We start from the raw sequence: 14026 nt of genomic DNA, 5'->3' as shown, positions 1-14026 counted from the left end.
AAGCTATATTATAATAATAGTAAGTTCTGCCGGTAGCTTCAAATACTTAAATTTATATAGCAATATATGATTTTATTTATATTGCAAAGGAGTATTCATGCTGAAGAATAGGGATTACGTATATGCAGTTTATGAGAATAAAAGCTTTTCCAGGGCGGCTCAGCAGCTATATATTTCTCAGCCGGCGCTCAGTGCGGCCATTAAAAAAGTGGAAGAAGAGATTCAGCTGCCGCTTTTTGACAGAAGCTGCAATCCTGTACAATTGACAGCGGCAGGCGAGTATTATATAGAATCGATAGAGAAGATTATGGCGATAGAGAAGGAAATGGCGGCGCATTTTAACGGCTTGAGCAAGCAGGGAACTGTGCATGTGGGCAGCGCTTCGTTTTTCTGTGCCTACATTCTGCCAACCATTGTGCAGGAGTTTAAAGTGAAGTTTCCGGGCTATTCGGTAAATATTCTGGAAGCCAATGCCGACGATCTTGTCAAATGTCTGCGGTCCGGGATTGTTGATATTATCCTGGATGTGGAGAATCTGGATGCCAATACCTTCCAATCCCGGGTATGGGCTCAAGAGCAAATTGTCCTGGCTGTGCCGTCAGGCTATGAGATTAACCGCCGGCTGGCGAGCTGCCGGTTGACCTTTGCCGATATGAGCCGTGGCCGGTACCGGGAGCAGACCTGTCCTCAGGTCAGCCTGAAACAATTTGAGCAGGAACCCTTTCTGCTCCTTAAAAAAGGCAACGACATGTACCAGCGGGGGTTGAAAATGTGCCGCCAGGCAGGTTTTGTTCCCAAAGTAGCCATGTATCTGGACCAGCTGCTTACCGCCTACTATATTGCCTGCAGCGGCAAGGGAATCACCTTTGTGCGGGCCGGAGTCACCCATTGCCTGGAACCGACCGATAAGTTGTTTTTTTATAAACTGGATGATAAAAATGCCATGCGCAATATTATGCTGTATAGCAAAAAATCACAGCCCCTCTCGAAAATCGGCACTGATTTTATTGATTTTATGCAGGCCGGGGAGTTTGCCATATAGCCGGAAAAGTGGTAAGCTGCAGCCGGTAAAATGGGAAAGCCCGACAGCCAAAAAAGACAGCCCGACAAGAATGAATTGTCGAGGCTGTCTTTTCGTATGTCAGGCAGGGAGCAGGTCAGCCGGGGGGCTGACCTGCGGCGGTAAGCGTGTCCGGCAGATATAGCTTCAGGTAATGGTCCAGCAGTGCCAAGCTGGCCAGGGTGCTGGCTTTGGGATACTTATGGGTGATTTTATAGCAAACCCGGTCAGGCGGCGTCTCGGAAAGACGGGAGATGGTGAATTTGCCCCTGCTTTTGGCCCTTTGGGCAACAGACAGGGGGACGATGGCCCACTGCTTATCCGAGTACAAAAAGGAAAAGATCAATTGAGCGCAGTCCAGCCGGATGCAGTTGCTGTTTAAGGGGTCCCACCACTGGTCATGCCATATTTTATAACTGGGACCGGAGGCCAGAAACAGCTCGTAATTTGAGTCCAGTTCACGGGGATGCAGAACCTGGCAGTCTGTGCCGTCAGCCAGGCAAGGGCGCAAAACCACCATTGGCTCGCTGAATAATTTTTCCACCACAATGGTTGGATGGGATCTTTCGATCAACGTAAAGCCGACATCAATCTGCCTGCGTTCGAGAAGGTCGTAGAGGTCGGGCGAATGAGAGGTGGTTACGCTCAGGCGTATTTTGGGACGGTGCTGGCATAAGGCGTGGTACAGCGGCGGAAATAAGGCGTAGTTGAGGCTGTCCAGGGTTCCCAGGGTCAGCGATAGCCTGGCATTTTCAGCTTTAAGCGCCAGGGCCTGATTCCAGAGAACGCTCCAGCGCTGGGCAATATCCAGGAACTCTTCGCCGGCAGGGGTCAGGCGGATGGATTTGGAGCCCTGGCCACGCTCAATCAGGGCTGTACCCAACTCGGACTCCAGGTCTTTTAACCGTTTGCTGACGGTTGACTGGGCCAGATTCAACTGCTCGGCCGCCCGGCTGATATTCAGCACCCTGGCCACAGCCAGAAAAGCCTCCAGACCGGCATTATACATACGGCATCCCTCGCAATCTTATCGAATATCGGAATAGGTTATATCCAAATATCTCATTTTACTTATAAGTTGAATTACATTAATATTAACTCAGTAAGAGAATTCAGTCAATAATGACTATTTAGAATGGAGTGAAGAATATGCCCAAGCGCGGCAATGAAAACGATGTGATGGAAGCCTACTGGACCGGCCTGATGAGTTCTGCCGGCTATAGAAAAAAAGATTTGGCCAAACCGGTCATTGGGATAGTTAATTCCTATACCGACGCCAACCCCGGACACAAGCCGTTTGCCGAACTGGTCAAATACGTCAAAGAAGGAATCTGGGCTGCCGGCGGAACACCGGCCGAATTTGGGGTACCCGGCCCCTGTGACGGCATGGCTCAGGGCGCAGGCATGCATTACATACTGCCCCAGCGCGACCTGATTGCCGCCGCGGTGGAAACCATGGTTTCCGCTCATGGCTTTGACGGTCTCGTATTCCTGGGATCATGTGACAAGATTATCCCCGGGATGCTGATGGCAGCTATCTATCTGGACCTGCCGGCACTGTTTCTGACGGCAGGGGCCATGCTGCCTTATGAAGATGGCGGCAGGACATACTGTACAAGCGATCTGAAGGAAGCCATCGGCAAGTTTAACAAGGGGGAGATTGACGCAGCAACCTTTGACCGCTGGCGGACCAATATGTGCTCCTCGGCCGGCACCTGCTCCATGTACGGGACGGCGAACACGATGGGGGCCCTGCTGGAGGCCACCGGTGTTGCCCCGTTCGGCTCCTCCACCATGCTGTTCTGTGACGGAGAGAAAGGCCGCCAGGCCAGAGACGTGGGCGAACGGATTGTAGAGCTGGTGCAAGAAGGCCGGCCGTTTTCCACCTATCTGAACGAGGCGGTGCTGGCTAATGCCATTAAGCATGTGTCCGCTACCGGCGGCTCAACCAATGCCGTGCTCCACAGCCTGGCCATAGCGAAGGTAATGGGATCCAAACTAACCTTAAAGGATGTGGATGCCATACAGTCCGCGGTGCCGGTTATCGCTAAATTCAAGCCGTCCGCCGGCCTTACTATCAATGATTTCCACCGCGCCGGCGGAGTCCCGGCCGTGCTGGCCACCATCCGCCAATATCTTGATGTCAATGTGCCGTTGGCATTTGCCGGTACAACCTTAGGCGAATACCTGGATGCCTATCAAGGCAATATTGACCGACAGGTCATCCATGCTGTGGACGACGCCCTGCAAACGGGCGGTTGTTTCGCCGTTTTGACCGGCAACCTGGCGCCTTTGGGCGCCGTAGTCAAAAAAAGTGGTGTGGAGCCGCAGATGCATCATCACGTCGGCCCGGCCGTGGTTTTCAACTCGGAGGAAGAAGTGCGGGATTATCTTCTCCATAAGAAAGTCGAGCCAGGTTCGGTACTAGTCATCCGCTACGAGGGGCCCCAGGGCGGACCGGGTATGCGAGAACTGTCGATACCGGCGGCCATGCTGGTCGGCATGGGCTTGCATACCTCGGTAGCCATGGTCACCGACGGGCGTTTCTCGGGCGCCACCCGGGGCCCCTGTGTGGGGCATGTTGCGCCGGAAGCCTGGGCCGGCGGCCCGTTAGCGCTGGTGAAAGACGGTGACATTATCGAAATCGATCTGAATAAGAATCTGCTCACCCTTCAGGTGGCGCCGGCGGAGCTGGAACGGCGTAAAGCCGCAGTGCGAAAACCTGTGCGCAAACTGCAGGGTGTCCTGGCCGCTTACCGGGCCGGGGTGGCGGGAGCCGAGCAAGGCGCTGTCTGGCTCTACCGGGATGATTGGGAATAATGTCGTTTCCTGTCACGGGAACATAATTTAGGAGGCGGTTTAGTTGGCCGGAAATAGCGTACGTGTGAATACGAAATGGTGTAAGAACTGCGGTATCTGCGTTGCGTACTGTCCGAAAAAGGTATTTGCCGTAACTGAGAAAAAAAAGCTGATTATTGACAAAGAGGACGAATGTGTCGCCTGTAAAATGTGTGAGTACCGGTGCCCCGATCTCGCAATAACGATTACCCGAAAGGAGACGGCAGTTAATGGCTAACACCAAATTGATGCAAGGCAACCAGGCCTGCGCCCTGGGGGCGATAAAAGCCGGTGTTGGGTTTTGTGCCGGCTATCCCATTACCCCTTCCTCGGAAGTGATGGAAATACTGGCGGAGGAGCTGCCTGATACCGGCGGAAAATTCATCCAGATGGAAGACGAAATTGCCAGTATGGGAGCGGTTATCGGCGCCTCCGTTATGGGCGTAAAATCACTGACCTGCACCAGCGGCCCGGGGTTTGATCTAAAGCAGGAGAATATCGCCTTTGCCGCCATGGCCGAGATCCCCACCGTCATTGTCGATGTTCAGCGCAGCGGTCCCAGCACCGGCGGCGCGACTATCTGCGCCCAGGGGGATTTGCTGCAGGCCAAGTACGGCCGGTCGGGAGACTGTCCGACTATTGCCCTTTATCCCAATTCAGTGAAAGAGATTTATAAAACCACCATCCGGGCCTTTAATCTGGCGGAAAAATATATGACACCTGTCATCTTGCTGCTGGATGAGACTATCGGCCATATGCGGGAAAATATTAACCTGGATGAGTATGCAACCGCAGAGATTATTAACAGGAAGCTGCCGGAGGTACCACCGGCGGACTATCTTCCCTACCAGCCGGATGAGTCAGGGGTGGTAAGGCTGATGCCGTTCGGCAACGAGCAAAACTACCGTTATGTTATCAACGGCATGCACCATACTGCCGACGGCATGCCGAGCCTGAGCAAAGATGCCATTTATAATTCTATTGAACGGATCAACGGCAAGATTGAGCGCAACCGGGAAGATATCTGGGAATGGGAGGAAGTCGCCACCGCAGATGCCGATATTCTGGTTATCGCCTGTGGCTGTGTTTCCCGTTCGGCGCTGGCTGCGGTGCAGGCCGCCCGGGCCAAGGGGTACAAAGTGGGGCTGTTCCGGCCTGTTACTATCTGGCCTTTTCTGGACGAACCGCTGCAACAGGCGCTGAAGCAGGTCAGGACTGTTATTGTCCCGGAAATGAACCGGGGCCAGCTGGTTCACAAAATCAATGAAATTGTTGCTGATGATGTCAAAGTCATACAGCTGAATATATTTGACGGCTCGCTGATTATGCCGGAGCAGATCAGCCAGGCCATTGAGGAGGCTGTTGCGCATGAGTAGCCGCGATTATATAAAAGAAGATCAGTTTCCCCTGTTTACCTGCCCCGGCTGTACCCACGGCACGGTGATCAACACCTTCGTCCGGGCCGCTGACGAACTGCAGCTTGACCGCGGCAAAACCGTTATTGTCTGCGCTATCGGCTGCGCCGGCCGGACGCCGACCTATCTGGACTTTAACGTGCTGCGCGTTACCCACGGCCGGGCGCTGGCGTTTGCCACCGGCATAAAGCTGGCCAGGCCCGATGTCAAGGTCATTGTCTTCATGGGCGACGGCGATGCGCTGGCTATTGGCGGTAATCATTTTATCCACGCCGCCAGAAGAAACATCGATATAACCGCGGTTGTATTCAGAAACGAGATCTACGGCATGACCGGGGGCCAGTATTCGCCGACAACGCCGGTGGGGCACAAAGCGACAACAGCTCCTTATGGCATGATCGAGCCGAGCTTTGATACCTGCGGTCTGGCGGCCAGTGCCGGTGCCACCTATGTGGCCCGGGGGGATGTCTATAATGTGGGCAATCTGTATCAGGTTATGAAGGCTGCCCTCCAACACAAGGGGTTTGCCGTTGTGGAGGCGCTGACAAGCTGTCCCATACAATTCGGCCGGCGCAACAAACTGGCTGATCCGGCCAGGATGGTGGAACGGATCAAGAATATGGTGGTCACTAAAACCGCGGCGGAAAAACTGTCGCCGGCAGAACTGGCGGAAAAGTTTGTTATCGGCGAGTTTGTCAATACCCGCCAGCTTGAACTTACCGAGAGATATGCCAAGCTGCTGGCTACGCGGAAAAAAGACACGGAAGTGGTAATTACCATGGGCTGAGCAGACCGGTGCGAATCCAGTAAAGCTAGGAGGAACAGACTTGTGATAAATGGGGATAAGATCGAAATGCGGTTCAGCGGTTTTGGCGGGCAGGGGGTTGTCCTGGCCAGCATAATCTATGGCAATGCCCTGGCCAAGGAAGGCTTCAACGTCATTCAGACCCAGGCGTACGGCATCGAGGCCCGGGGCGGCGCTTCCAGCGGTGAAGTGATTTACAGTAAAGAAATCATCAATCATTTGCATGTAACGGCTCCGGACGTCCTGTTAGCCCTTTCCCAGGAAGCCTGTGATAAATATGTTAAAGCCGTGCGGGCCGGTGGAATCGTTATTTGTGATTCCTATTATATTGATGCGCTGCCGCAAAGACACGACATCAAAGTATATGCAGCCCCTTTAACGGAAATCGCCATCACCGAAATGGGCAAGGAGTTGTTCACCAACACGCTTGCGCTTGGCTTCCTCAATGGCATCATGAATAATGTGAAACCGGAAACCCTTATGGCCGCACTTGTTGATCAGGTGGGGAACAAGTCCAGGGAAGAAAATAGCCGGGCGTTGGCGTTAGGCTACCAAAAAGCGCAAGCACTTTTAAAAAAGCAGTTATAGGGGTGAAAATACATGAAATTATATGAGTTCCAGGGTAAAGAGCTTTTCAACAAGGGCGGCATTAGCACCCCGGCAGGCATTGTGATCCATAGCCCGGCCGAAATAGCGGAAAAAACGCAGGCCCTAGCCTATCCCGCCATGGTCAAGGCGCAGGTTCTGTCCGGCGGGCGGGGGAAGGCCGGTGGTGTCAAACGGGCCATGAATCCGCAGGAAGCGGCGGCTTTCACCGCTGAGCTGTTAGGGGCGGAGCTCAAGGATTGCAAAATTGACGCCATTCTTATCGAAGAATGTGTTCCTTTTGTGGCGGAGTATTACCTGTCCATCACCCTGGACAGTGCCAGCAGAATGCCGGTAGTTATTTTCAGCAAATATGGCGGTGTTGATATCGAAGAGGTGGCTGCGACCCAGCCGGAACGTATTGCCAAAGTGATTATTGACCCGCTCATTGGTCTGCAAGACTTTTATTTGGAAGCTATATTCAGGCAAGCCGGGCTCACGGAGCCGGCAGTTAAGAGCCGGATTAAAGCAGTTATTACTTCGCTTTATGCGCTGTTTACCGACTATGACTGCATGCTGGTGGAAATTAATCCGCTGATGATATTGCCGGACGGCAGCGTTATTGCCGCCGATGCCAAGGTAGATATTGATGACAGCGGCGTTTACCGTCAGCCGGATGTAGTTGCCTGGCGGGAAGAAATGGCTGCCGGCGAACTGGTAAAACAGGCCAAGGCTGTCAAATTCCTGTATATTGATTGTGAGCCGGACGGTACGGTCGGGGTCATCAGTAATGGCTCCGGTATGATTATGTCCTGTGTTGACTGGATTACCAAGCAAGGCGGCAAAGTTGCCTGCGCGCTGGACTTAGGCGGCGGCGCAACCGCTGACAGAGTGGCCGAGGGTATCCGGATAATGGCCCAGAATCCCCGTGTCAAAGCGATCCTAATCAGTATTTTCGGCGGTATCACCCGTTGTGACGAGATAGCCGGCGGCATCATCAAAGCCGTTGAAAATATTCCTGTGCCGATTGTGGCTAAACTGGATGGCACGAACAAGGAAGCAGGTATGAAACTGCTGGTTAATGCTAACAGAACCGATATTACAATCGGTTATACCATCAAAGCAGCAGCGGAAAAGGTTCTTGAAGCGCAAAGCTGATGCCTAATTGTTATTAAGGGGTGTTGATAGTGAGTATTTTGGTTGATTCGTCAACAAGATTGATCGTGCAGGGGATTACCGGCCGCGAGGGTTCTTTTCACACACAAAGGATGTTGGAATACGGCACCAAGGTAGTCGCCGGTGTTACCCCCGGCAAGGGCGGCCAGACAGTGGCAGGCGTACCTGTTTTTAATTCTGTCGAAGAAGCGGTAAAGGAAACAGCGGCCAATGCCGCCGTACTGTTTGTGCCGCCGCAGCGGACGCTGGACGCAATTCTGGAACAGATTGCGGCCGGTGTCAAGCTGGTAATTACCATTGCCGAAGGCGTGCCTGTTAGAGATATGCGTACTCTTTATCATATTAACAGAGCCCATCAGGACCTGATGATTATCGGCCCCAATTCCTTTGGGGTGATCTCACCGGGTAAAGGCAAGGCGGGGTTCATGGACCACCGGATTTACAGTGAAGGCCCGGTGGGTTTAATGTCCCGCAGTGCCACCAATTCGTATGAAACTGTGAATGAAATGACAAAAAACGGTATCGGTCAATCCACCTGTGTGGGGGTGGGCGGGGATGTAATCCCGGGAACCTCCTTTGTCAAGCTGCTGCCGCTGTTTGCAGAGGATGAGCAGACGAAAGCCGTTGTGTTGATCGGCGAGATCGGCGGCACCGATGAAGAGACGGCAGCCAGCTATATAAAGAAGCACATGAAAAAACCGGTTATCGCTTACATTGCCGGCAGACACGCCCCCAAAGGCAAAGTAATGGGGCATGCGGGCGCTATTGTCGGTGCCGACGGTGCAGGCAGCGCCGAAGCCAAAATTGACAGCCTGATGGCTGCCGGTGTGCGTATTGCCGACAGCCCGGCCCAGATTGTCGAATTGTTAAAACAAGTTTTGTAACACTGCGTACTGGCCGTGTAAAAGTGGAGCCTAAATTTTACACGGTCTATTCGCTTATCTTCACGGCACCGGTATAGGGCTTGCCGCTTGACAACAGCCGGAAAAGGAGACCCTCATGCGCCTAGTGTGGCCGGTTTTGCCGGCTGCATGCTTTCGCCTGCCCAGTTATATTTACTGGTAACCCTGGACTATTTCCAAGCCGATTTCCTCAGAGGCCAGCGGAGTATTTGCATGCTCTCCCTTGTTCTGCTGCGGGCTTTGACAGCAGGAACAACCCTTTTGCGTATCCGTTAAAGCAGGCACATAAGCGGTACTTCATTTAATCATACTTATCGTGATTTGGAATAATTTTTATCTAAAGTATTCGCTTTACTAATAGTTTGAATTATACTAATATTTTTATAGAAAGAATATTCGGCCGATATTCGTTGTTATTGAAGGAGGGGAACAAGAGAATATATATGGCAGGCTTTATTTCGCTTAAGTTTCCGGATGCTTTAGTGAACCTGCAGGTTTCATGACTGTTATCTTGTTGATATACAGGGCGGAAAGTAATCCTGAAGGGAGATTGAAAAATGAACGCGAATGCAGCTGTTCAATCGGTAACTAAAAAAACCAATATTCGTTACTTTATCTTAGCGATGTTGTTTATTGTCACTACCTTCAATTATGTAGACCGGGCAACTCTTTCGGTTGCCGCACCGGCTATTAGAAAAGATCTGGGGATGGATGCCGTTTCCATGGGATTGGCGTTCTCCGCCTTTGGCTGGGCCTATACGGCCTTCCAGATACCTGGCGGCTGGGTTTTGGACAAATGGGGTTCAAGGGTAGTTTATGGTGTTGGTTTGTTTATGTGGTCGGTTTTTACTTACCTGCAAGGATTTTCGACCGGCTTTTTCATGCTTTTTCTGTTTCGTTTTCTTATGGGCATGTTTGAGGCCCCAGCCTTTCCGGCCAATAGCCGGATTGCGGCCATGTGGTTTCCGACCAAAGAGCGCGGCTTTGCAACCGCTATATTTAATTCAGCCCAGTATTTTGCATTGGCAGCATTCACGCCACTAATGGCCTGGATCTTATCGGCCTATGGCTGGCCTTACGTATTCTATTGCACCGGCCTTGCCGGCATTGTCATTGCTTTGATCTGGTTTAAAGTAATTCGTGATCCCAATGAGCACAAAAGCGTAAATCAGGCGGAGCTGGCCTATATTCGGGAAGGCGGCGGCCTAACGGATATCGGCACAGAAAAGGTTCCGGTAAAATGGGAGAATGTTAAGGTATTACTGACCAACAGGCAGATGATCGGCATATATCTAGCTCAGTTTTGCGTAGTCACGATTACCTGGTTTTTTCTGACCTGGTTCCCGACCTATCTTGTTACCGCCAAAGGCATGTCAATCCTGAAGGTGGGGATTGTCGCCTCCATTCCGGCCATTGCCGGTTTTATCGGCGGCGTGCTGGGGGGCACCTGGTCGGACTGGCTGCTTAAACGGGGCCACACCCTTACGTTTGCCCGGAAGCTTCCCATTGTTCTCGGACTGGTTATGTCCAGCAGCATTGTTGTCTGCAACTATGTTCAGTCGGAAACCGCGGTTATCGCTATTATGTCACTGGCCTTCTTTTCCAAAGGGCTGGGGGCATTGGGCTGGTGCCTTGTGGGTGATACCTCACCGAAAGAAATGGTAGCCCTGAGCGGAGGAATTTTCAACTTCATCGGACAAATGGCAAGCATTGCCACGCCGATTGTTATTGGCTATATATTGCATGTAACCAACTCCTTTGAACTGGCGTTGGTATATGTGGGCGTGCTGGCAATGATCGGAGCGCTTTCCTATCTTTTCATAGTCCGGGATATTTACCGGGTAGTGTTGCCGGCGAATGCAGATAAACAATAAAATAGAAACAGGCCTAAATACCGATATTATGGATGAAAGCCGCTACTGTTAGAGCAAAGGCAGCTGAGCAAAAATATGGGGTGTAATGAAAATGCAAAAAAATTATATCTATAAATATGGCCGGGGTAAAGTGGGATTCACGATTGATGAATCACTGGTAACAGATGAACTATATATCAGGCAATGTCCGGTTCTGACGAATCCGGCCGAGTTTGTACGGGAGGCAATTCGCAACCCCATTGGCTCTAAGCCGCTGCGGGATATTGTCAAGCCCGGTGAAACGGTTGTCTTCATTGTCAATGATACTACCCGGGTTGCCAACAGCCATATTGTTATGCCTGTCCTGCTCGACGAACTGAATGCGGCCGGCATCCCGGACCAGGATATGTGGATTGTGTTCGCGCTGGGGACGCACCGGCTGATGACCGAGGAGGAAATGATTGGCGAAGTCGGCATGGCCGTGGCTCAACGGGTGAGGATGTATAACAGCGATTGCCGGGATGAAGGGCAGTTCCGGTATTTTGGGACAACATCCTATGGGACGCCTGTTTACTTTAACAATAAGGTTGTCGAGGCCGATCATATTGTGTGCACAGGCAGTGTGGTACATCATTTTTTCGCCGGGTTCGGCGGCGGCCGCAAGGCCATGCTGCCAGGTGCCGCGGCCTATGAAACGGTTCGCAAAAATCATAGCCTGATGCTTGACGCCAAGGCAGTGATCGGTAAGCTGGACGGCAATCCGATATATCATGACCAGGTGGAAGGCACAGAGATGTGCCGCCCAGCCTTTCTGGTTAATGTAGTATTAAACGAAAAAAAAGAATTTTTGGGAGTGTTTGCCGGCGACTATATTCAGGCTCACCGGGAATGCTGCGCGTTTGTAAACGGCGTCTATGGGGTTCCGGTGGCCAAAGAGGCCGATCTGGTTATTGCCTCCTGTGGCGGCTACCCAAAGGATATTAATGTATATCAGCTGCAGAAGACCATGGATAATGCCTGGTGTGCGGTACGGGAAGGCGGCGTGGTGATTATCCTCGGCGAATGCGCGGAAGGCTCCGGCTCGGCAACATACGAAAAAACTATGCGGCAATACAGGACACCGGCAGAGGTGGAAGGAGCCATCCGCGCCGACTTTCAAATAGGCGCACATAAGGCCTATGCGGTTACCAGGCTGATGAAAAAGGCCCATTTTATCTTAGTTTCCTCCATGGCACCGGAGCTTGCCCGACTGCTGCTGTTTACGCCAGCCAAAGATATGGAGGAGGCAATGACGCTGGCCGTGCATAAATTAGGCCTGACAGAGCCGCGCATCATCCTGATGCCAATGGGAAGCCTCACCGTTCCCTTAATCAATAACGGCAAATAGCGGCAATAGCGGGCAACCGGCTTGCAGGGTATTGGCTGAAAGCTGTGGAACTTAAGGATAACGGCGGTGCAGGGCCGTAGTGAACTCGTTTCAGCATGACTGAAACATCGGGGGTTCAGGTGGAGAGTCTACTCCACCTGAACTTACGCCGCCTGTAGAGGCGGGGTCTTGGCTCAGAGTATAAGATTAAGATAAACAAAGTTAGGGGAATGTACATGGATATTAGAGAAGAAGCATTAAAAGCCCATAAAGAGCATCAGGGCAAATTACAGGTCGGCAGCAAGATGCCGCTTAAAAACATGCATGATCTCAGCATTGCCTATACGCCCGGGGTTGCCGAACCCTGCAAGGAAATCAAGCTGAACAAAGAGCTTTCTTTTGAATATACCTGCCGCGGCAACATGATCGCCGTTATTTCCGACGGCACCCGCGTGCTTGGCCTTGGCGACATCGGGCCCGAAGCCGCCATGCCGGTTATGGAGGGAAAAAGCGTAATTTATAAGACTTTTGCCGATGTGGATGCAGTGCCTATTTGCCTTGGCACGAAAGACCCGGCCAAAATTATTGAGATAATCAAGCTGCTGGAACCCAGTTTTGCCGGGATTAATCTGGAAGATTTTTCTTCGCCTAAATGCTATGATATTGAAGACATCCTGAAAAAGGAAATGGATATTCCCGTATTTCATGATGACCAGCATGGTACGGCCATTGCAGCCCTGGCCGGCATCCTCGGGGCATTGCGATTTGTGAAAAAAGACCTGGCAGGCATTCACATTGTGGTCAATGGTGCCGGGGCGGCCGGAACGGCTATCGGCCGGATACTGGTCAATGCCGGTGCCCGGAATGTTACTATGGTGGACATCGGGGGCGCACTCTATGAAGGGATGCCCGGATTAAACAGGGTACAGGCGGAATTAGCAAAAGACACAAATAAAAGCAAGCGGCAGAGAAAGCTGGCAGAGATTGCCGCCGAGGCGGATGTTCTCATCGGTGTTTCAGCCCCCGGTGTATTTACCAGGGAAATCATCGGCAGTATGGCGAAAGATGCCATTGTAATCTCCATGGCCAACCCGGTTCCGGAAGCCTACTATGCCGACGCTAAAGCCGCCGGGGCAAGAGTGGCGGGCACCGGCCGGTCGGATGCGCCGAATCAGGTCAACAACTCCTCAGTGTTTCCCGGGCTGTTCCGCGGTGCCCTGGACGTAAGAGCCCGGCAGATTAACGAGGAGATGAAACTGGCGGCGGCCTATGCTATCGCTAATATTATTCCTGAGGATGAACTGCGTGAGGACTATGTTGTCCCCGAGGTATTTAATCCAATAGTGGCGCCGGCTGTGGCTGCCGCCGTGGCGCGGGCGGCGATGGCAACAGGGGTGGCCAGGATTACCGTTGATCCGGAGACTGTGAGAGCGAAAACGGCCGCCCGGGTGAAACTGGGCCAATAAAGGCCGGCATCACTGCGGCCGGTAATGCAAGTGCGTATTGTTTGCCGGCTTTCCGGGTCAGACACGGCAACAAGTTAAAATGAGAGCAAGCAGCCGTACCTCTAAAAAGCGGGTTATGGCTGCTCATTTTTTTTTACACGCAGCTGGGGAATACTATTAAAGTATTGACAATATATTGCACCCGGATTTAAAATACATACTATACGGGGGTATAGTAGGAGGCTGACCATGTGTTAAATGATAAGGAAAAAGTTGATATAAAGAAACGGCTGCGGCGAATCAGTGGTCAAATCAACGGTATCGAGAAAATGATCGATGAGAGCCGCTACTGTGTGGAGGTCCTGCAGCAGATTATGGCGGCCAGGGCGGCCCTCAATCAGGTTGCCTTGATTATGATCGAGAGCCATACGAAGAGCTGTGTGGTCAATGCTATCAGGGAAGACCGCACCGAGGAAGCCATTGATGAATTAATGGGTGTTTTATCCAGATTTACAAAGTAAGGCCGGAGCGTGCCGGCGTATACTCTGCCCAAGCGCAGGGGGAAAAACTACATCAGGGAG

Annotated in this window: 13 protein-coding genes; 12 read left to right on the top strand and 1 reads right to left on the bottom strand. The window is 52.0% G+C overall.

Going from position 1 to position 14026, the window contains the following annotated elements:
• The first annotated feature begins 97 nt into the window (after positions 1-97).
• A complete protein-coding gene (locus tag ACZ481_RS17355) occupies positions 98-1042 on the top strand; it encodes a LysR family transcriptional regulator (protein ID WP_464766607.1) in 945 nt (314 codons plus the stop codon).
• A gap of 115 nt (positions 1043-1157) precedes the next feature.
• Here ACZ481_RS17355 and ACZ481_RS17350 read toward each other — a convergent pair whose 3' ends face one another.
• Entirely contained in the window at positions 1158-2069 is a 912-nt protein-coding gene (locus ACZ481_RS17350) for a LysR family transcriptional regulator (protein WP_464766606.1), read from the bottom strand.
• A gap of 140 nt (positions 2070-2209) precedes the next feature.
• Between ACZ481_RS17350 and ilvD the strand changes: the two genes are divergently transcribed.
• From ilvD to ACZ481_RS17295, 11 genes are all read left to right on the top strand, one after another.
• A complete protein-coding gene (gene ilvD / locus ACZ481_RS17345; protein WP_464766605.1) occupies positions 2210-3880 on the top strand; it encodes a dihydroxy-acid dehydratase in 1671 nt (556 codons plus the stop codon).
• 43 nt (positions 3881-3923) lie between these two features.
• On the top strand, positions 3924-4136 hold the full coding sequence (locus tag ACZ481_RS17340) for a 4Fe-4S dicluster domain-containing protein (RefSeq protein WP_464766604.1): 213 nt from the start codon (positions 3924-3926) through the stop codon (positions 4134-4136).
• Positions 4129-5274, top strand: a complete 1146-nt coding sequence (locus ACZ481_RS17335; protein ID WP_464766603.1) for a 2-oxoacid:acceptor oxidoreductase subunit alpha — start codon at positions 4129-4131, stop codon at positions 5272-5274. The genes ACZ481_RS17340 and ACZ481_RS17335 overlap by 8 nt, the downstream gene beginning before the upstream one ends.
• Positions 5267-6100, top strand: coding sequence for a thiamine pyrophosphate-dependent enzyme (locus ACZ481_RS17330; protein WP_464766602.1), 834 nt, complete (start codon positions 5267-5269; stop codon positions 6098-6100). Before ACZ481_RS17335 ends, ACZ481_RS17330 begins: the two co-directional genes overlap by 8 nt.
• 42 nt (positions 6101-6142) lie before the next feature.
• Positions 6143-6706 carry a 2-oxoacid:acceptor oxidoreductase family protein gene (locus ACZ481_RS17325; protein ID WP_464766601.1) on the top strand — a complete coding sequence of 188 codons (564 nt, stop codon included), beginning with the start codon at positions 6143-6145 and terminating at the stop codon, positions 6704-6706.
• A gap of 12 nt (positions 6707-6718) precedes the next feature.
• Positions 6719-7861 carry an ADP-forming succinate--CoA ligase subunit beta gene (gene sucC, locus ACZ481_RS17320; RefSeq protein ID WP_464766600.1) on the top strand — a complete coding sequence of 381 codons (1143 nt, stop codon included), beginning with the start codon at positions 6719-6721 and terminating at the stop codon, positions 7859-7861.
• Positions 7862-7890: 29 nt separating this feature from the next.
• Complete coding sequence (gene sucD / locus ACZ481_RS17315; protein ID WP_464766599.1) at positions 7891-8763, top strand: succinate--CoA ligase subunit alpha; 873 nt, start codon at positions 7891-7893, stop codon at positions 8761-8763.
• A gap of 575 nt (positions 8764-9338) precedes the next feature.
• Positions 9339-10655: an MFS transporter gene (locus tag ACZ481_RS17310; RefSeq protein ID WP_464766598.1), complete on the top strand. Its 1317-nt coding sequence runs from the start codon at positions 9339-9341 to the stop codon at positions 10653-10655.
• Positions 10656-10740: 85 nt separating this feature from the next.
• Positions 10741-12021, top strand: coding sequence for a nickel-dependent lactate racemase family protein (locus ACZ481_RS17305; RefSeq protein ID WP_464766597.1), 1281 nt, complete (start codon positions 10741-10743; stop codon positions 12019-12021).
• 215 nt (positions 12022-12236) lie between these two features.
• Positions 12237-13466, top strand: coding sequence for an NAD(P)-dependent malic enzyme (locus ACZ481_RS17300; protein WP_464766596.1), 1230 nt, complete (start codon positions 12237-12239; stop codon positions 13464-13466).
• Between the two features lie 230 nt (positions 13467-13696).
• Positions 13697-13966, top strand: coding sequence for a metal-sensitive transcriptional regulator (locus tag ACZ481_RS17295; RefSeq protein WP_464766595.1), 270 nt, complete (start codon positions 13697-13699; stop codon positions 13964-13966).
• Positions 13967-14026 lie beyond the last annotated feature (60 nt).

The sequence above is a fragment of the Sporomusa intestinalis genome (assembly GCF_055383785.1).
Note: the sequence above shows the minus strand (reverse complement) of the source record. Positions and strands in the feature narration are given on the sequence as shown.

What these genes read in the sequence shown, in the direction of transcription:
- ACZ481_RS17355 (WP_464766607.1), top strand. Translation starts at nt 98, where the DNA reads ATGCTGAAGAATAGGGATTACGTATATGCAGTTTATGAGAATAAAAGC.
- ACZ481_RS17350 (WP_464766606.1), bottom strand. Translation starts at nt 2,069, where the DNA reads ATGTATAATGCCGGTCTGGAGGCTTTTCTGGCTGTGGCCAGGGTGCTG.
- ilvD (WP_464766605.1), top strand. Translation starts at nt 2,210, where the DNA reads ATGCCCAAGCGCGGCAATGAAAACGATGTGATGGAAGCCTACTGGACC.
- ACZ481_RS17335 (WP_464766603.1), top strand. Translation starts at nt 4,129, where the DNA reads ATGGCTAACACCAAATTGATGCAAGGCAACCAGGCCTGCGCCCTGGGG.
- ACZ481_RS17330 (WP_464766602.1), top strand. Translation starts at nt 5,267, where the DNA reads ATGAGTAGCCGCGATTATATAAAAGAAGATCAGTTTCCCCTGTTTACC.
- sucC (WP_464766600.1), top strand. Translation starts at nt 6,719, where the DNA reads ATGAAATTATATGAGTTCCAGGGTAAAGAGCTTTTCAACAAGGGCGGC.
- ACZ481_RS17310 (WP_464766598.1), top strand. Translation starts at nt 9,339, where the DNA reads ATGAACGCGAATGCAGCTGTTCAATCGGTAACTAAAAAAACCAATATT.
- ACZ481_RS17305 (WP_464766597.1), top strand. Translation starts at nt 10,741, where the DNA reads ATGAAAATGCAAAAAAATTATATCTATAAATATGGCCGGGGTAAAGTG.
- ACZ481_RS17300 (WP_464766596.1), top strand. Translation starts at nt 12,237, where the DNA reads ATGGATATTAGAGAAGAAGCATTAAAAGCCCATAAAGAGCATCAGGGC.